Genomic DNA, 17,164 nt, shown 5'->3' on the forward strand with positions numbered 1-17,164 from the left:
GTGCGGCGTCGGGAGGTGGCATGATACCGGGATGCACAGTGCCACAGGGTTGTCGGGGTTGATGGAACGCTTGCGCCAGCGCGCCGAGGCGCTGTGGGCGGACCTGCGCATCTTCCCCTGGGCCACCACCGTGAGCACGCTGCGCGAGCGTTTCCGCGAAGACCGCCTGGGCGTGACCGCCGGCAGCCTGACCTTCACCACCACCATCTCGCTGGTGCCGCTGTTCACCGTGGCCCTGGCCATTTTCAGCGCCTTTCCCATGTTCAGCCGCATGGAAACCCAGCTCCAGAAATGGCTGGTGCAAAGCCTGGTGCCGGAAAATATCGCGCGCCAGGTGTCCAACTACCTGCTGCAGTTCGCCAACAAGGCCGGGCAGATGGGCTGGGCCGGGGCCCTGGTGCTGCTGGTGTCGGCGCTGGCGCTGATCCTCACCATCGACCGCAAGCTCAACGACATCTGGCGGGTGCGCAAGCTGCGCCCGCTGACGCAGCGGGTGCTGGTCTACTGGGCTTTGCTGACGCTGGGGCCGCTGCTCATCGCCCTCAGCCTGAGCCTGAGTTCCTACGCCATCTCCGCTTCGCGCGGCTGGGTCGGCGGGCTGCACGGCGGGGTCAAGGTCGCGCTCGATGTGCTCGAGTTCGGGGTCGTGATCCTGGCCATGGCCGCGCTCTACCGCTACGTGCCCAACGCCCAGGTGCGCTGGGGCCACGCCGTGGTGGGGGGGCTGTTCGTGTCGCTGTCCCTGGAGAGCGCAAAAAAGCTGCTGGCCTGGTACCTGTCGAGCGTGCCCACCTATTCGGTGGTGTACGGCACCTTCGCCACCGTGCCGATCTTGCTCATCTGGCTCTACCTGGCCTGGGTGATCGTGCTGCTGGGGGCGGTGGTCACGGCCTACCTGCCCAGTTTGCTGGCCGGCATTGCCCGGCGCGGCGACACCCCGGGCTGGGGTTTCCAACTGGCGCTGGAGGTGGTGGCGGCCCTGCACGCCGATCGCGGTCGCCACGGCGCCGGGCTGGGCCAGGCGGTGCTGGCCCAGCAACTGCAGGTGGACCCGCTGCAATTGGCGGATTCGGTGGAAACCTTGCTGGCCTTCGGTTGGGTCGGGCAGCTCACCGGCGAAGAGGGCCGGTTGGTGCTGCTGGTCGATCCGGACGCGGTGCCGCTGGCCCCGCTGGCCCAGGCCCTGCTGCTGCCCCGCAGCCCGGGGGCACACGCCGCCTGGCAGGCCAGTGGATGGGACCGCCTGCGCCTGCTGGACGTTCTGCCCCGGGCTTGAGCGGCCTTCAGCGCGGCATCATGCGCACCTGTGCCAGCTTGGCCAGGGGCTGCGGTTCGCCCAGGTGGAAGCCTTGGGCAAAGTCCACCCCGATGTCGCGGATGCGTTCCAGGATGCCTGGGCTGGAGACGTACTCGGCGATGGTCTGCAGGCCCATCACGTGCCCGATGGCGTTGATCGCCTGCACCATGGCCAGGTCGATCGGGTCGGTCTCGATGTCTTTGACGAAGCCGCCGTCGATCTTCAGGAAGTCCACCGGCAGGTTTTTCAGGTAGGCGAAGGAGGACAGGCCGCTGCCGAAATCGTCGAGCGCGAACAGGCAGCCGAGCTGCTTGACCTCGCCGATGAAGTGCACCACCTTGGACAGGTGGGCCACCGCCGCGGTTTCGGTGATTTCGAAGCACACCGCGCCGGGCGGCAGGTGCAGCTGCTCCAGGGTGGCATGCAGGCTTTGGCGGAAGCGCTCGTCCGACAGTGAAGCCCCCGACAGGTTGATGCAGTACACGCCGTCCAGGCTGCCGCTCTGCCGCAGGCGGTCGCCCATCCAGGCCAGGGTGTTGTTGACCACCCATTGGTCGATGCGGGGCATCAGTCCGTAGCGTTCGGCCGCCGGCAGGAAGGCGCCGGGCAGGATGAGCTTGCCCTCCTCTTCCAGCCGCACCAGGATTTCGTAGTGGGTTTTCTGCCCCGGCGCGGGGAACAGCGGCACGATGGGCTGCACGTACAGGCGCAGACGGTCCTGGTCCAGCGCCGATTGCAGGCGCGCCACCCATTGCATCTGCCCCTGCTGCTCCATCAGGCGGCTGTCGTCGGCCTGGTAGACGTGCACCCGGTTGCGGCCGCTTTCCTTGGCCGCGTAGCAGGCCGCGTCGGCGCAGGCCAGCAGCAGGCCCAGGTCGCGTTGTTCGCTGTCGATGCAGACCAGCCCGATGGACACCCCGATGGAGAACGACTTGCCCTCCCAGCCAAAACGGAAATCGGCGATCGCCTCGCGCAGCTTGTTGGCCAACTGCAGGGCGCGTTCCAGCGGGCAGTTCTGCAGGATCAGGCCGAACTCGTCGCCGCCCAGGCGGGCCAGGGTGTCGGCCGCGCGCAGCAGGCCGCGCATCAGCTGCGTCACCTGGCGCAGCAGTTCGTCGCCCGCCACGTGGCCGCAGGTGTCGTTGACGATCTTGAACTGGTCCAGGTCGAGGTAGCAGAGCACGTGCTGCTGGGTCTGCGGTTCGGGGCGGGCCAGCAGTTCGTTCAGCCGGCGCTCGAACTCGCGCCGGTTGGGGATGCCGGTGAGCGCGTCGTGTGTGGCTTGGTGGGTGAGTTCGCGCGCCAGGTTCAGGGTCACGGTGACGTCGTGGAACACCAGCACCGCCCCGATCAGGATGCCGTCGCGCGAGCGGATGGGGGCGGTGGTGTCGAGCACCGGCACGCTGTCCTGGTCGCGGCGCAGCAGCAGGGCGTGCTCGCGCCGGGGCAGCAGCTGGCTGCGCTTGAGCACCTCGCGCACCGGGTTGGGCAGGGGCTGGTGGGTGTGTTCGTCTTGCAGGTTGTAGACGGTGGTGATCAGCTGCCCCTTGGCCTGGTGCGCCGGCCAACCGGTCAGCCGCGCGGCCACCGGGTTGATGTACTGGATCACCCCGGCCTCGTCGGTGGTGATGACGCCGTCACCGATGGAGGCCAGCGTCACCTGCGCCAGGTCGCGCTCGCGGTGGAGCTGGGCTTCCACGGCCTTGCGTTCGGTGATGTCGCGCACCGCGCCGGTGAAGCGCAGTTCCTGGTCCTGGTGGTTTTCGCTGACCGAGACCTCGTAATACAGTTTGGTCTTGCCCGGCCGGGCGATGCGCAGTTCCAGCTTGGCGCCGGGGCGGCAGAGGCGCTCGGTGTCGAGGGGGTCGGGGTGGCCGGCCTCGCGCAGCACCTGCACGAAGGGGCGCCCGGTGGCGCCGCTGGCGGCCACGCCCAGCAGTTTTTCGGCGCCGGGGTTCAGGCTGGTCAGCACCCCGTCGCGGGTGAAGGTGACGATGCCGTCGCGCATGTCCCGCACCACCGACAGGGTGCGTTGCGTGGCCTGTTCCAGGGCCGCGATGACGCGGTTGTAGGCCTGCGCCACCTGGCCCACTTCGGTGAAGGCCTCTTCGGGCACGCGCTGCCTCAGGTCGCCCGAGCGGCGCTGGGTTTCCATGGCGTTGAGCAGGTCGATCAGTTCGGTGCGGGCGCCGTGCTCGGCCACGTTCAGGCCCATCTGCTCTTCTTCGGCGGTCACGCGCAGGCCCCCGCCGCGGATCCAGGGGCGCAGGCAGAGCCAGGTCACGGCCACGCACCAGGCCCCGCAGCTCAGGATGCCCAGCAGTTGCACCCCCACCTGGGCCCAGCGGCCGTGGCCGGTGCCCAGCACCGCCAAGTCGCCGAACAGGCCCACGGCCAGGGTGCCCCAGATACCGGCCATCAGGTGGGCGGGGATGGCGCCCACCGCGTCGTCCACGCCCAGGCGCAGCAGGATGCCGTTGGCCCAGACCATCAGCAGGGCACCGACCAGGCCGATCAGCATGGCCTCCAGCCCCGACACCGCGTGCGCCCCGGCGGTGATGGCCACCAGCCCGGCGATCAGGCCGTTGATCAGGTACAGCGTTTCGTAGTAGCCGTGCCAGATGCGCCCCAGCAGCAGCCCGCTGGTGCAACCCGCCACGGCGGCCAGGGTGGTGTTGAGCAGGATACCGGGCACCGCTTCGGTGAACCCCAGGGTGCTGCCGCCGTTGAAGCCGATCCAGCCGAAAAACAGCAGCAGTGCCCCGAGCATGGCCATGGGCAGGTTACCCGCCGGGATGACCGTGGCCGCCTGTCCGGCGACGAAGCGCCCCTGGCGTGGGCCGACCAGCCAGACCGCCACCAGCGACACCCAGCCGCCCACGCTGTGCACCACGGTCGAGCCCGCAAAATCGACGAAGCCCAGCGCCTTCAGCCAGCCCTGGTCGCCGTTCCAGGCGCCGGCCCAGGCCCAGTGGCCGAAGACCGGGTAGACCAGCAGGGACACGCACGCCGACAGGCCCAGGTAGGCACCGAAGCGCATGCGCTCGGCCACCGCCCCCGAGACGATGGTCGCCGCGGTGGCACAGAACATGAGCTGGAACAACACGAAGGTCAGCAGCGCCGGGTCGGCCGGCAACTGGTCGAAGGCGCCGAACAGGGTGCTGCCGACCCAGCCCCGGTCCGAGGCGCCGAACATCAGCCCGAAGCCCACCAGCCAGTACAGCAGCGAAGCCACGGCGAAGTCGGCCACGTTCTTGGCCGCGACGTTGATCGAATTCTTGTTGCGCGTCAGCCCCGACTCCAGGCACAGGAAGCCGGCCTGCATCACGAAGACGAGGCCGGCGCACAGAAGCACCCAGAGGAGGTCGAGAGGCTGGCTGTTGGTCATGGCGGTGGGCCCGGGCGGCCCGCAGGCCGATGACCAGATCTAGCAATTTGTGTTCCAGCCAGCGCCGTGGCGGCGCCGGCCGGCGCGGTTCAGGCCGGCCGCAGGAAGCGCTGCAGCGCGTGCAGCACCCCGTCGGGGTCTTCGGTCATGAGCGAGTGGCCGGCCGCGAGTTCGACGACCTGGCCCTGGCGGGCCCGCCGCACCAGACTTTGGGCCGCTTTGGGCGGGGTCATCTGGTCCAGACGGCCCAGCACGAACAGGGTGGGGCATTGCACCCGGTCCATGGCTTGCTCGCCCTGGTCGTAGCCGTCGCAGGCCACAAAGCCGCGGTGGAACACGTTCACCCGCGGGTTGCTGGCCAGCACCCGGCGCATCAAGGCCCTGGAGCCGCCCAGCAGCCAAGTGCCGGGGCCCAGCGCCGACGGCGGCGGGGCCAGCGTGGAGTGGCTGAACACGTTGACCATGTCGATCGCCTTCATGGGCTGGTTCAGCGACGCGTCCAGCAGCGCGGGCGAGACCTTCATCGGGTAGGCGGTGCCCACCATCGCCAGGTGGCTCACGCGCTCGGGCGCGTCGGCCGCGGTCTGCAAGGCAATCAGCGAGCCGAAGCTGTGGCCGACCAGCGCGGCTTTCTCGATCTTCAGCGCGTCGAGCAGGCCGAGCACTGCGCGCGAGGCGTCCTGCACGCTCGCGGGCGCTTCGCCGCCGCTTTTGCCGTGACCGGCCAGGTCGATGGCCAGCACGTTCCAGCCGTGGTGGGCCAGGTAGCGGCTTTGCAGGATCCACACGCTGTGGTCGTTGAGCACGCCGTGGACGAACACCACCGTGGGCTGGGCCGGGTGGAAGGGTTTGCCGCCGGTGTAGGCGTAGAGCGGGGCGCCGTGGACGTCGATGATCATCTCAAGCCCCCGCTTTCTCGGCCGCTTTCAGCGCGCGCTTCAGGTCGTCGATCAGGTCGTCCGGGTCTTCCAGTCCGATGGACAGGCGGATGGTGCCCGGGCCGATGCCGGCACCGGCCAGGGCCTCGTCGGCCATGCGGAAGTGGGTGGTGCTGGCGGGGTGGATGACCAGGCTGCGGCAGTCGCCCACGTTGGCCAGGTGGCTGAAAATTTTCAGCGTTTCGATGAAGGCCTTGCCCTGCGTGCGGCTGCCTTTGAGGTCGAAGCTGAACACGCTGCCGGCGCCGCGCGGCAGCAGTTGTTGCGCCAGGGCGTGGCTGGGGTGGTTCTCCAGCAGCGGGTGGCCCACGCGGCCCACGAAGGGGTGGCTGGCCAGGAATTGCACCACCTTTTCGGTGTTGCTCATGTGGCGCGCCATGCGCAGCGGCAGGGTTTCGATGCCCTGCAAAATCAGCCAGGCGGTGTGCGGGCTCATGCAGGCGCCGAAGTCGCGCAGGCCTTCGCGCCGGGCGCGCAGCAGGAAGGCGCCCACGGTCGATTCCTCGCTGAACACCATGTGGTGGAAGCCTTCGTAGGCCTGGGTCAGTTCGGCGAATTTCCCCGAACGCTCCCAGTCGAAGCTGCCGCCATCGACGACGATGCCGCCCACCACCGTGCCGTGGCCGCTCAGGAACTTGGTGGCCGAGTGGTAGACCAGGTCGGCGCCCAGGTCCAGCGGCTTCATCAGCCAGGGCGTGGTCAGCGTCGAGTCCACCAGCAGCGGCACGCCGGTCTCGTGGGCGATCTGCGCCACGGTCGGGATGTCCAGCACGTCCAACCCCGGGTTGCCCATGGTTTCGCCGAAGAACAGCTTGGTGTTGGGCCGCACGGCGGCGCGCCAGCCGTCGATGTCGCCGGGCTTCACGAACGTGGTCTCGATGCCGAAACGCCGCATCGTGTAGTGCAGCAGGTTCTGGCTGCCGCCGTAGAGCGCGGTGGACGCCACGATGTGCGAGCCCGCGCCCATCAGCGTGGCCACGCTCAGGTGCAGCGCCGCCTGCCCGCTGGCCACCGCAATGCCACCAATGCCCCCTTCCAGCGCCGCCACGCGCTGCTCCAGCACCGCGTTGGTGGGGTTGCTGATGCGGCTGTACACGTGGCCCGAGCGTTCCAGGTTGAACAGCGCGGCCGCGTGGTCGCTCGATTCAAACACGAACGACGTGGTCAGGTGGATGGGCACGGCGCGCGCGCCGGTGGCGGGGTCGGGGGCGGCGCCCGCGTGCAACGCGAGCGTATCGAAGCCGGGGTCGGCGTAGCCGGACATGGTGTCTCCTCGGGTGTGGTTGGGCGCAATTGTGGGCTATATTTGACTCCGCACACGCCACACCGGCGACAGAGGAGAAAACATGAAGGTCAGCGACATTCTGCGTGTCAAAGGCGGCACGTTGTACACCGTGTCTCCGGACGAATCCCTGGCCCGCGCCATCGAGACCATGGCGCAGTTCGACATCGGCTCCCTGGCCGTCATGGAACGCGGTGCCCTGGCCGGCATGCTGACCTTCCGCGAAGTCATCCACACCGCGGCCAAGAACGGCGGCAGCGTCGGGGCCACCACCGTGCGCCAGGTGATGGACGCCGGGCCCCACTTCTGCACCCCCGACACCGAACTCGACGAGGTGCGCCCCATGATGCTGGAGCGCCACACCCGCTACATGCCTGTGATGGAGGGCAAGATGCTGATGGGCGTGATCAGCTTCTACGACGTGGCCAAGGCCGTGGTGGACAGCCAGAACTTTGAGAACAAGATGCTCAAGGCCTACATCCGCGACTGGCCCGAAGGCGAGGAAGACAGCCGCCAGAGCACGGCCCACCCGTCCTGACGCCGCGCTGGCCCGGCTGCGGGGCGGGGCCCCGCGTCAGCCCTCGCTGGCGTGGATCATGTCGCGCACCCGCGGGTAGATCTGTTGCTGCCACTTGCGGCCGCTGAACACGCCGTAGTGGCCCACCCCGGTCTGCACGTGGTGTTTTTTCAGGTAGGGGCGGATGTGGCGGCACAGGTCCTGCGCCGCCACCGTCTGTCCGACCGAACAGATGTCGTCGCGTTCGCCTTCCACCGTCATCAGGGCGGTCCGCCGGATCGCGGCGGGATCGACCGTGCGGCCTTGCCATTGCAGCCGGCCCAGGGGCAGATCGTAGGTCTGGAACACCTTTTCCACGGTTTCCAGGTAGAAGGGCGCGGGCAGGTCGTTCACCGCCAGGTACTCCTCGTAAAAGGTCTGGATGGTGCGGGCCTCTTCCTCGCGCCCTTCCAGCAGGTGCTCGTACATCTGTTGGAAGGAATGCCGGTGGCGTTCCAGGTTCATGCTGATGAAGGCCGACAGCTGCACGAAACCGGGGTAGACCCGGCGCATGAAGCCGGCGTGCGGCAGCGGCACGTGGCTGATGAGGTTTTGCTCGAACCACTCGATGGGCTTGCTCGTGGCCAGCCGGTTCACTTCGGTCGGGTTCACGCGGCAGTCCACCGGTCCGGCCATCAGCGTGAGGCTGCGCGGCTGGGCCGGGTGCTGGCCTTCGGCCATCAGGGCGGTGGCGGCGAGCGCCGCCACGCAGGGCTGGCACACGGCCATGAGGTGGCAAGGCTCGCCCACCGTTTCGACGAAGCGCATCAGGTAGCTGATGTAGTCCTCCAGCCCGAATTCGCCGTGGCGCAGCGAGACGTCGCGGGCGTTGTGCCAGTCGGTGATGTAGACGTCGTGGTCCTGCAGCAGGGTGCGCACCGTGTCGCGCAGCAAAGTGGCGAAGTGGCCGGACAGTGGCGCGGCCAGCAGCACCTTGGGTTGGGGCGGGAGGCCGCTGGCGTCTTTGCGAAAGTGCAGCAGGGTGCCGAAGGGCAGGCGCAGGGCGGTTTCCTCCACCACCGGCACGCTGCGCCCGTCCACCTCCACCCGGTCGATGCCGTAGGCGGGACGGGCGTGGGTCAGCCGCAGCCGGGCCACGACTTCGCAGGCGGCCGCGAACTGGCGCAACACGGTGCGTTCGGTCTTCTGCAGCCAGAGGGCGGCGCCCAAGCCCTGGGCCGACAGCCGCAGCGGCGACAACAGGTCGGATTGAAACTGGTAGGCCTGGTAGAGCATGGGGTTCTTTCCGGTGGTGCTGTTGCGGGACAGGCAAGTCCTGGGCCAGCCCGTGGGCGCGCCGTTTCGGTGCGCGCTCGTGGCCGCGGTGTGGCACAGGCCTTGCTCTGCTTGTGGCGCACCCTAGGAGCACACCATGGCCAAAACGGTACTCACCATCAGCAGCAAAAACTACGGCGCCTGGGCCCTGCGCGGCTGGCTCATGGCCAGGCTCGCCGGGCTCCCCTTCGAGGAGCACACCGTCTCCCCAGATGACCCGGCCATGAAGGCCGAGATGTTGCTGTTGTCGGCGTCCATTCGGGTGCCGGCCCTGGACCACGGCGGCATCCACGTCTGGGACACCCTGGCCATCGGCGAGTACCTGCACGAGATCGCGCCCCAGGCCGGTTTGCTGCCGGCCGACCGCGCCGCCCGGGCCCATTGCCGCGCCATCTGCGGCGAGATGCACTCCGGCTTTTCCGCACTGCGCTCTTCGCTGCCCATGAACATCAAGGCGCGCTTCCCGGGCTTCAAACTCTGGTCGCGGGCGCAGACCGACATCGACCGCATCGTTGACATCTGGACCGACTGCCTGGCCACCTACGGCGGACCCTACCTGTTCGGCGCCCGGCCCTGCATGGCCGATGCGATGTTTGCCCCGGTGGTCACCCGCTTCGTCACCTACGACGTGACCTTGCCGCCGGCCTGCGTGGCCTACTGTGTCACCGTGATGGCGCTGCCCGACATGCAGGCCTGGGTGGCCGCGGCCCAGGCGGAGCCGGACGAGATCGACGAGCTGGACGCCGAGTTCTGAGGTGCGGCCACCGGCCGTGCCGGTGGCCGCGCAAACGGCACCTGCATCCGTGCCCGGCGTTCGGGCTGGTGGTGCCTACCCCGTCTGCGGGGCGGCGTTTCAGGGCCAAGGGGTGGAGGGTGGCACCTCGCACACCGGCTCGACGTCGATGGACTTGAAGTCCGCCGGCGAGACGATTTCCAGGTACTCCATGTCGGGCGAGTAGTCGAACAGGTAGTGGCGGATGCCTGGGCGCTGGTGCACCACGTCGCCGGCCTGCACCAGCGTCACCTGGTCTTCGTACATGAACTTGGCCCAGCCTTGGGTCATGATGACGATCTGGAAGTCGGCCTCGTGTCGATGCCAGCCGGTGCCCCCTTCGGGCGGCAGGTTGGCTTTGACCAGGTGGGCGACGACCTTGCCGTGCGTGGCCGCGGCCACGCCCAGGTCGCGGTAGAGGAAAAAGTCGCGCAGACCGCCACCTTGGAAGTCGGTGTCGGTGGGTTTGACGTGCGAAAACAGGGTCGATGTGCGGTCCAGCATGGTGCGCTCCTTCGCCAAAATCCGCAGCCAATTGCTGCGCTGCAGCATCATGCAGGAACCGTTCCATGGCCCATGGCGGGCCGGTGGGCGCTGGCCTGGGGCGCGCCATGCACCGCGACGGGGAGGCGGCGCACCGGATGGGACCGGGGCCGGCCGTCGGGCGGTGCGGCCGCGTCTGGGATAATTGGCGCCATGAGCGGCAACACCTTCGGCACCCTTTTCACGGTCACCAACTTCGGTGAATCCCACGGCCCGGCCATCGGCTGCGTCATCGACGGCTGCCCGCCGGGCCTGGCGCTGTGCGAGGCCGACATCCAGGCCGACCTGGACCGCCGCCGCCCGGGCACCAGCAAGTTCGTCACCCAGCGCAACGAGCCGGACCAGGTGCAGATCCTGAGCGGCGTGTACCAGGGCCAGACCACCGGCACGCCGATCGCCCTGCTGATCCAGAACACCGACCAGCGCAGCAAGGACTACGGCGACATCGTGCAGAGCTTCCGCCCGGGCCACGCCGACTACGCCTACTGGCAGAAGTACGGCATCCGCGACCCGCGCGGCGGCGGCCGTTCCTCGGCCCGGCTGACGGCGCCCACCGTGGCCGCCGGGGCCGTGGCCAAAAAGTGGCTGAAAGAAAAGTTCGGCACCACCTTCCGCGGCTGCATGACCGCCGTGGGCGAAGTGGAGATCCCGTTCGAGCACTGGGACCACGTGCCGAACAACCCCTTCTTCGCGCCGGTGGCCGATACGGCGGCGCTGGAGGCCTACATGGCCGAGCTGCGCAAGGCCGGCGACTCCTGCGGCGCGCGGCTGCGCGTCACCGCCCAGGGCATGCCGGTGGGCCTGGGCGAGCCGCTGTACGACAAGCTGGACGCCGACATCGCCTACGCCATGATGGGCCTGAACGCGGTCAAGGGCGTGGAAATCGGCGCGGGCTTTGCCAGCGTGGCCCAGCGCGGCAGCACCCACGGCGATGCGCTCACGCCCGAAGGTTTCCTCTCCAACAACGCCGGTGGCGTGCTCGGCGGCATCAGCACCGGGCAGGACCTGGAGGTGTCGATCGCCATCAAGCCGACCAGCTCCATCCTGATCCCGCGCCCCTCCATCGACGTGCAGGGCCAGCCGCTGGAGCTGATCACCAAGGGCCGGCACGATCCCTGCGTGGGCATCCGCGCCACGCCCATCGCCGAGGCGCTGCTGGCGCTGGTGGTGATGGACCACGCCCTGCGCCACCGCGCCCAGTGCGGCGATGTGCGCGTGCCGGTCGGCCCGATTCCCGCGGCCGCGCCCGGTCACGCCTGAGCGGTCTGTCCCCACCGTGAGCACGGCGCCCGCGGCCGGCCCGGTGTCGCGTCGGCAGTTGCTGCCCTTCGCCGCGCTGTCGGCGGGGTACTTCGCGCACATCGGCTTTTTCAACCCCTACCTGCCGCTGTGGCTGAAGGACCTGGGTTACGGCCTGGTGGCCATCGGCCTGATGACATCGCTGCAGTCGGCCACGCGTCTGTTCGCCCCTTACGTGTGGGGTTGGTTGAGCGACCACAGCGGCCACCGCGTCTGGCTGCTGCGCTACTGCGCCAGCGTGGCCCTGGCGGTGTCGCTGGCCTTGTGGTGGGAGTGGGGCACGGTCGGCTTGTTCGTGGTGCTGCTGCTGATGTTCACCCACACCAGTGGCATGATGCCCTTGAGCGAGTCGGTGTTGTCGCAGCTGGTGAGCCAGGGCGGGGCCTTTGACGCCCGGCGCTACGGCCGGGTGCGCCTGTGGGGCTCGCTGGGTTTTTTGGTGACGGTGCTGGTGGCCGGGGCCTGGTTCGAGCGCCACGGCATGGGCAGCTTCCCGGCCTGGACGGCGGCGACCCTGCTGGCGGTGGTGGCCAGCGTCTGGGCCATGCCCGACCGGCGCGATGCGCGCCACGCGCCCGGCACGCAGCCGCCCGTCGCCCCGGTGCTGCGCCAGCCGCTGGTGCGCTGGTTCTTTGTGGCGGTGTTCTGGCACATCCTGGCGCACGTTTTCATCTACATCTTTTTTTCGCTGTACCTGGACGCGCTGGGCTACGGCAAAGGCGTCATCGGGTTGCTGTGGGCCTTCGCGGTGGTGGTGGAGATCGGCTGGTTCTTCACCCAGGGGCGCTGGCTGCCGCGCCTGAGCCTGGCGGGCTGGCTGGTGCTGGCCTCGGGCCTGATGGCGTTGCGCATGGGCGTGACGGCCACGGCCGGCGCCTGGTTGTGGGCGCTGTTCGCCGCGCAGGCGGTGCACGCCATCACTTTCGCGGCCCACCATTCGGTGTGCATCGCCTGGGTCAACACGCACTTTCCGGGGCGGCTGCGCGCCCGCGGACAGGCCCTGTTCGCGGTGCTGGGCTACGGCCTGTCGGGCGTGCTGGGCGGCTGGGCCGGGGGCGTGGTCAGCAGCCGCTGGGGGCTGGCCGCGGTGTTCTGGTGCGCGGCCGCGGCGGCGGTCCTGGCCACGCTGTCGGCTTGGTGGCTGTGGCGCTTGTCGCGGAGCCGGGCGGCGTCGGGCGCTGCCGGGCCGGGGTAGCGGGTTTGGGGTCTGTGTGCCGCTTCAGGCCACCGGCGGGGCCGGCCACAACCGCCGCAGCGGGTTGAAGCCGGTGACCAGGGCCGTGGCCAGCAGCACGAAGGCCCCGCCCAGGTACACGCCGGAGCCCAGCGGCTCGCCCAGGAACAGGTGGCCCCAGCCCACGCCGAACAGCGGAATCATGAAGGCTGGGCTCATCGCCGCCACCGGCGGTACGTGTTGGAGGATGCGGATGTGCACCCAGTACGCCAGGCCCGAGGTGACGATGCCGAGCACCCCCACCGCGGCCAGCGCGGGCGCGGTGAAGCGGGCCTGCGGCAGGGCCCAGGCGGCACCCGGCAACATGAACAGCCCGGCCGCCAGGTGGATGCTGGCCGAAATCGCCAGGGGCTGCATGCGGGTGGTGGCGCGCTTCATCATCGGCGTGGCCACGCCGTAGCAGCCGGCGCCCAGCACCGCGGCCAGGGCCGCCCACAGCACGGCGGGGGTGGTGGCCACTGGGCCCAGTTGCACCACCATGGCCACCCCGGTGAAGCCGGCGGCGCACCCGGCCAGTTTGCGCCAGTTCAGCGTGTCTTCCTTCAGCCAGGCCGACGACAGGGTGCCGAACAGCACCGCCGTGCTGTTGAGCAGCGCGATGTAACCCGCTGGCAGTTCCAGCGCGGCGTAGGAGAAAAACAGGAAAGGCAGGGCCGCCGTCAGCACGCCCAGGCCCAGCACCTCTTTCCAGTGCTTGTGGGGCCAGCGGTGGCGCAGGCCCAGCATCAACACGGTCAGGGTGGCGGCGGCCAGGCCCAGGCGCAGCGTGGCCAGCACCAGGGGGCCGAGGTCGGGGCTGGCGATGCGCAGCAGCACGAAGGACGAGCCCCACAGCGCCGACAGGCCCACCAGTTGCAGCAGGTAGCGGATGTTCACCCGCCGATTGTGGGTGGCCGGGGCGGGGCCCGCCAGCGGCGGGCGTCACCTGCGCGATAGAGGCGCGGGCTGGCGCGGATTCAGCGCGGCGTGTCGGCGCGGCGCAGCAGCGCGTCCAGGGCGATCAGGTAGCCGTCGGTGCCGAAGCCGACCACGATGCCGGCGGCCACCGGCGAAATCCACGAATGGTGGCGGAAGGACTCGCGCGCGTGCACGTTGGAAATGTGGCACTCGATCACCGGCAGCCCATCGACACCCTTGATGGCGTCGTGCAGCGCGATGGAGGTGTGGGTGAAGGCCCCGGGGTTGAACACGCAGCCCAGCGCCTCGCCCGCTTTGTAGAGGCGGCCGTACTCGTGGATCTTGTCGATGAGGGCGCCTTCCCAGTTGCTCTGGAAGCATTCCACCGCGCAGCCCGCGCGCTCGCCGGCGGCGCGGCATTGCGCCTCCACGTCGGCCAGGGTGGTGCGGCCGTATTGTTCGGGCTCGCGGGTGCCCAGCAGGTTCAGGTTGGGGCCGTTGAGGATGAGAATTTTTTTCATGTTCGGTGGGGCGGTGTCAATGAGGGGCGCGGGCGCGCCAGCCTTGCGCCAGGGCACCCAGGGCAATGCCCGCCAGGGCCCACAGCAGGGTCCAGTTGCCGGTGCCCAGGCCGGCGATGGCCGGGCCCGGACAGACGCCGCACAAACCCCAGCCCACCCCGAACAGGGCAGCGCCGCGCCAGGTGTCGCGGTTCCAAACGCTGGCGTGGGCCTGGAATCCGTGGCCCAGCAGCGAGCGCTGGCACAGGCGCGGGGCGAGCTGGTAGGCCAGCAGCGTCACCGCCACGGCGCCACCCATCACCAGCATCAGGCCCCAGTCCTGGAAGCGCAGGAAACTCAGCACCACCTCGGGTTGCACCATGGTGGACAGGGCCAGACCAAAGCCGAACAGGGCGCCGGCCACCAGGGTGACGAACAGGGCCCGGGCGTCGGGAGGAGTGGCGGTTTTCTTCATGCCAGCCCCCAGGCCACCAGGTTGGCGGTGAGGAAGGCGGTGGCCATGAAGGTCAGCACCGCCAGCAGCGAGGGCCATTGCAGCGAGCCCAGCCCGCAAATGCCGTGGCCCGAGGTGCAGCCATTGCCCAGGCGGGCGCCGTAGCCCACCAGAAAGCCGCCCACCAGCAGTTGCCAGACGGGGATGTCGGTGGTCAGCGGGGTGCCATCGCCCAGCGTCAGCCACCAGATCAGAGCGCCCAGCACCAGGCCCAGGGCGTATACCAGCCGCCAGGTGCGCGAGCCGGTGTAGCGTGCCTGCTGGAAATAGGGCCGTTGCACCCAGTACGACCAGGTGGACGAAAACACCGAACTCATGCCGCCGACCAGACCGGTGCAGACGAACAGCAAAGCCACCCCACTGCCGATGACCAGACCGCCCAGCAGGTAATGTTGCCAGCCCAGGGGAAAAAGCGAAGACACATACATGCGGGAATTATCCGCCGAGATCCGGTGTGCGCTGGTGTGGAGCTGCCGCAGTGGCGTGTGGCTGCTCGGCCTCGCGCCAGGCGTGGGCCATGCGCCGCAGTCGGGCCACCCCGGCGTCGGAGGCGATGCGCGTGGGCGCGGTGCCGGGAGCGCGCCGCTCTTCGCGCTGGATGGCTTCGAGCAGCACCCGGTCCTCGTCGAAGGTGGCCCGGTACAGGGCGTTGAATTCGGCGGTGACCGCGCCGTCGTCTGCGGCGAAGTTGCGCAGCTGGAAGGAAAAATAGTGGGTGTGTTCGGCGTCCTGCGGGGTGAGAAAGGCGTATGAGATGACGCGGTAGGGGGCGGCGTCCATGGCCTCCGGGGTGTGCGGGCTGCCGGCAGGCAGGGAGCCAAAGTCCACCCACGAGGTGCAGGGCAGACGTACCCGGTAGAACTGCCAGCGGTCCACCGGTCCGTCGGGTGGGGCAAAGCGCTGCACCATCGGCACGGCCGGCGCGTCGTTGACCCAGCGGCCACACACCAGGGTGTCGGCCCCTTCCAGTTCGGCTTGCACGGCCACATCGGCACCGGCGTCGCTGCCGATGGTGCGTGGGTGCACGTAGGTGGTGTGGGCCGGATCGATCAGGTTGTCCAGGATGTTGTCCAGGCAGGCATGGAACAGGGCATGTCCGCGCGACAGCCCCCAGCCGGCCTGGCCGTACTGGGCGATCGAAACCAGGTGACGGGCATCGGCCCGGGCCGGGTCGCCCATCCAGACGAAGACCAGGCCGTAGCGTTCCAGTGTGGGGTAGCGGTGCACCCGGGCCCGTGCGGGCACGGTGGCTTGGCCGGGGACCTGGGTGCAGACGCCGTCGGGGCCGTAGCGCATGCCGTGGTAGGGGCAGACCACTTCATCGCCACAACGCCGCCCCAGCGACAGGGGCGCGAAGCGGTGCGCGCAGCGGTCCAGCAGCGCCACGGGCTCGCCGGATTCGAGGCGGTAGAGCAGCACGGGCTCGTTCAGCAGGGTGCGCGCCAGCAGCCCGGCGCCGACTTCGTCGCTGCTGGCCGCGGCGTACCAGGCCTGGCGCAGGAAGGGGCCTTGTCCGGTTTCCGTGCGGTTCACAGCCGCCGCTCCTGCAGCGTGGGCAGGAAGGCGCTGCTGAACACCTCCTCCGCCGGCACGTAACGCTTCAGGCCGAGTGCGTCGCTCAACTGCACGATGTTGTTGCGCAGGCGCGGCAGGTCCACCCCGCCCAGGCCGGCGCGGCGCACGGCGGATGTGGCCACGAAGTGGTCGAGGAAATGCCGCAGGCGCCGTTCCTCCACCTTCACGTCGAGCAGGCTGTCGCGCGCCTTGACGTACCGCACCGCGGCGGCCGGGTCGGCGATGCAGTCGCGGATGCCCCGGTTGAGCGCGCGCAGGAAGCCCCGCACCGCCTGCGGCTCCTCCGCCGCCAGCGTGGGCGAGACCACCACGGCGTTGCCGTACAGGGGCACACCGTGGTCCGCGTATTTCAGGATGGTGAGGTCCTCGCGTCGGACGCCGCGCGCCTCCAGGTTGAGCAGGCTGGTGTAGTAGAAGCCGGTGATGGCGTCCACATCGCCCTTGATCAGCAGGGTTTCGCGCAGGGCCGGGTCGGCGTTGGTCCAGCGCACGCGGCCCGCGTCGAAGCGGTTGGCCTTGGCGAACAGCGGGAAGGCCTTGCGGCCGGCGTCGAACACCGGGGCCCCCAGGGTGCGGCCGGGCAGATCGGACGGTTGGAGGATGCCACTCTTCTTGAGGGCGAACACCGCCGACGGGGCCTGCTCCATCAGCATGTAGACCGCCTGCAGGCGGGCGCCCTGGGCGTGGTTGGCCAGGTATTCCACCAGCGCGCCGGTGTCGGCAACGCCGATGTCGTGTGTGCCGCTGGCCAGGCGCTGCACCGAGGCCGCCGAGCCGGCCCCGGCGTCGATGCCCACATCCAGACCTTCCTGGGCAAAGTAGCCGCGCCCTTGGGTCAGCAGCACGATGGCGCCTGGCCCGTCCACGCGCCAGTCCAGTGTGAAGCGCAGCGTTCTGGTGGGGGCTTGGGCGCGGGCGGCGCCCCAGGCCAGGGGCAGGGTGGTGAGCGCGGCGCTGAAGGTCCGGCGCCGCAACGGTGGGGGCAGGCGGGGGTCGGGCATGGGGGCTCCTGGTGGGTGGGCTGGGGGGCGGTGTGGTGGGACCGCTTCGGAGGCATCCTACGAAGGATTGGCCATCTAAAAATTCAGATAATT

16 protein-coding genes are annotated in these 17,164 nt (G+C 69.4%); 5 read left to right on the forward strand and 11 right to left on the reverse strand.

What is annotated here, in order from left to right:
• The first annotated feature begins 61 nt into the window (after nt 1-61).
• Nucleotides 62-1,276, forward strand: coding sequence for a YihY family inner membrane protein (locus tag CON77_RS09040; RefSeq protein ID WP_232788472.1), 1,215 nt, complete (start codon nt 62-64; stop codon nt 1,274-1,276).
• A 7-nt stretch (nt 1,277-1,283) separates the two neighbouring features.
• On the opposite strand, the gene amt is transcribed toward CON77_RS09040, so the two are convergent.
• From amt to CON77_RS09055, 3 genes are all read right to left on the reverse strand, one after another.
• A complete protein-coding gene (amt, locus tag CON77_RS09045) occupies nt 1,284-4,685 on the reverse strand; it encodes an ammonium transporter (protein WP_101048828.1) in 3,402 nt (1,133 codons plus the stop codon).
• 89 nt (nt 4,686-4,774) lie between these two features.
• Complete coding sequence (locus tag CON77_RS09050) at nt 4,775-5,584, reverse strand: alpha/beta fold hydrolase (protein WP_101048829.1); 810 nt, start codon at nt 5,582-5,584, stop codon at nt 4,775-4,777.
• A gap of 1 nt (nt 5,585) precedes the next feature.
• Nucleotides 5,586-6,887 carry an O-acetylhomoserine aminocarboxypropyltransferase gene (locus tag CON77_RS09055; protein ID WP_101048830.1) on the reverse strand — a complete coding sequence of 434 codons (1,302 nt, stop codon included), beginning with the start codon at nt 6,885-6,887 and terminating at the stop codon, nt 5,586-5,588.
• A gap of 82 nt (nt 6,888-6,969) precedes the next feature.
• On the opposite strand from CON77_RS09055, the gene CON77_RS09060 reads away from it, so the two are divergent.
• A complete protein-coding gene (locus tag CON77_RS09060; RefSeq protein WP_101048831.1) occupies nt 6,970-7,443 on the forward strand; it encodes a CBS domain-containing protein in 474 nt (157 codons plus the stop codon).
• Nucleotides 7,444-7,479: 36 nt separating this feature from the next.
• Here the strand turns inward: CON77_RS09060 and CON77_RS09065 are convergent, their stop codons facing one another.
• On the reverse strand, nt 7,480-8,697 hold the full coding sequence (locus tag CON77_RS09065; RefSeq protein WP_101048832.1) for a polyhydroxyalkanoate depolymerase: 1,218 nt from the start codon (nt 8,695-8,697) through the stop codon (nt 7,480-7,482).
• Between the two features lie 136 nt (nt 8,698-8,833).
• Between CON77_RS09065 and CON77_RS09070 the strand changes: the two genes are divergently transcribed.
• Nucleotides 8,834-9,490 (forward strand): glutathione S-transferase, encoded by a 657-nt coding sequence (locus CON77_RS09070; RefSeq protein WP_101048833.1) that lies wholly within the window; start codon nt 8,834-8,836, stop codon nt 9,488-9,490.
• Between the two features lie 99 nt (nt 9,491-9,589).
• Here the strand turns inward: CON77_RS09070 and CON77_RS09075 are convergent, their stop codons facing one another.
• The gene (locus tag CON77_RS09075; RefSeq protein WP_101048856.1) at nt 9,590-10,012 is read right to left on the reverse strand and encodes a cupin domain-containing protein; all 423 of its coding nucleotides are present in this window, start codon (nt 10,010-10,012) and stop codon (nt 9,590-9,592) included.
• 192 nt (nt 10,013-10,204) lie between these two features.
• Between CON77_RS09075 and aroC the strand changes: the two genes are divergently transcribed.
• The gene (gene aroC, locus CON77_RS09080) at nt 10,205-11,311 is read left to right on the forward strand and encodes a chorismate synthase (RefSeq protein ID WP_101048834.1); all 1,107 of its coding nucleotides are present in this window, start codon (nt 10,205-10,207) and stop codon (nt 11,309-11,311) included.
• 16 nt (nt 11,312-11,327) lie between these two features.
• Entirely contained in the window at nt 11,328-12,545 is a 1,218-nt protein-coding gene (locus tag CON77_RS09085) for an MFS transporter (RefSeq protein WP_232788473.1), read from the forward strand.
• Between the two features lie 24 nt (nt 12,546-12,569).
• Here CON77_RS09085 and CON77_RS09090 read toward each other — a convergent pair whose 3' ends face one another.
• From CON77_RS09090 to CON77_RS09115, 6 genes are all read right to left on the reverse strand, one after another.
• Nucleotides 12,570-13,460 carry a DMT family transporter gene (locus tag CON77_RS09090; protein WP_101048836.1) on the reverse strand — a complete coding sequence of 297 codons (891 nt, stop codon included), beginning with the start codon at nt 13,458-13,460 and terminating at the stop codon, nt 12,570-12,572.
• Between the two features lie 80 nt (nt 13,461-13,540).
• Nucleotides 13,541-14,002: a type II 3-dehydroquinate dehydratase gene (gene aroQ / locus CON77_RS09095; RefSeq protein ID WP_101048837.1), complete on the reverse strand. Its 462-nt coding sequence runs from the start codon at nt 14,000-14,002 to the stop codon at nt 13,541-13,543.
• A 16-nt stretch (nt 14,003-14,018) separates the two neighbouring features.
• Nucleotides 14,019-14,456, reverse strand: coding sequence for a DUF6691 family protein (locus CON77_RS09100; RefSeq protein ID WP_101048838.1), 438 nt, complete (start codon nt 14,454-14,456; stop codon nt 14,019-14,021).
• A complete protein-coding gene (locus CON77_RS09105) occupies nt 14,453-14,923 on the reverse strand; it encodes a YeeE/YedE family protein (protein WP_101048839.1) in 471 nt (156 codons plus the stop codon). Before CON77_RS09105 ends, CON77_RS09100 begins: the two co-directional genes overlap by 4 nt.
• A 7-nt stretch (nt 14,924-14,930) precedes the next feature.
• The gene (locus tag CON77_RS09110) at nt 14,931-16,028 is read right to left on the reverse strand and encodes an aromatic ring-hydroxylating dioxygenase subunit alpha (RefSeq protein WP_101048840.1); all 1,098 of its coding nucleotides are present in this window, start codon (nt 16,026-16,028) and stop codon (nt 14,931-14,933) included.
• Nucleotides 16,025-17,071: an ABC transporter substrate-binding protein gene (locus tag CON77_RS09115; protein ID WP_101048841.1), complete on the reverse strand. Its 1,047-nt coding sequence runs from the start codon at nt 17,069-17,071 to the stop codon at nt 16,025-16,027. The genes CON77_RS09110 and CON77_RS09115 overlap by 4 nt, the downstream gene beginning before the upstream one ends.
• Nucleotides 17,072-17,164: the final 93 nt, after the last annotated feature.

Source organism: Macromonas nakdongensis, assembly GCF_002837145.1.
GTDB lineage: Bacteria > Pseudomonadota > Gammaproteobacteria > Burkholderiales > Burkholderiaceae_C > Macromonas_B > Macromonas_B nakdongensis.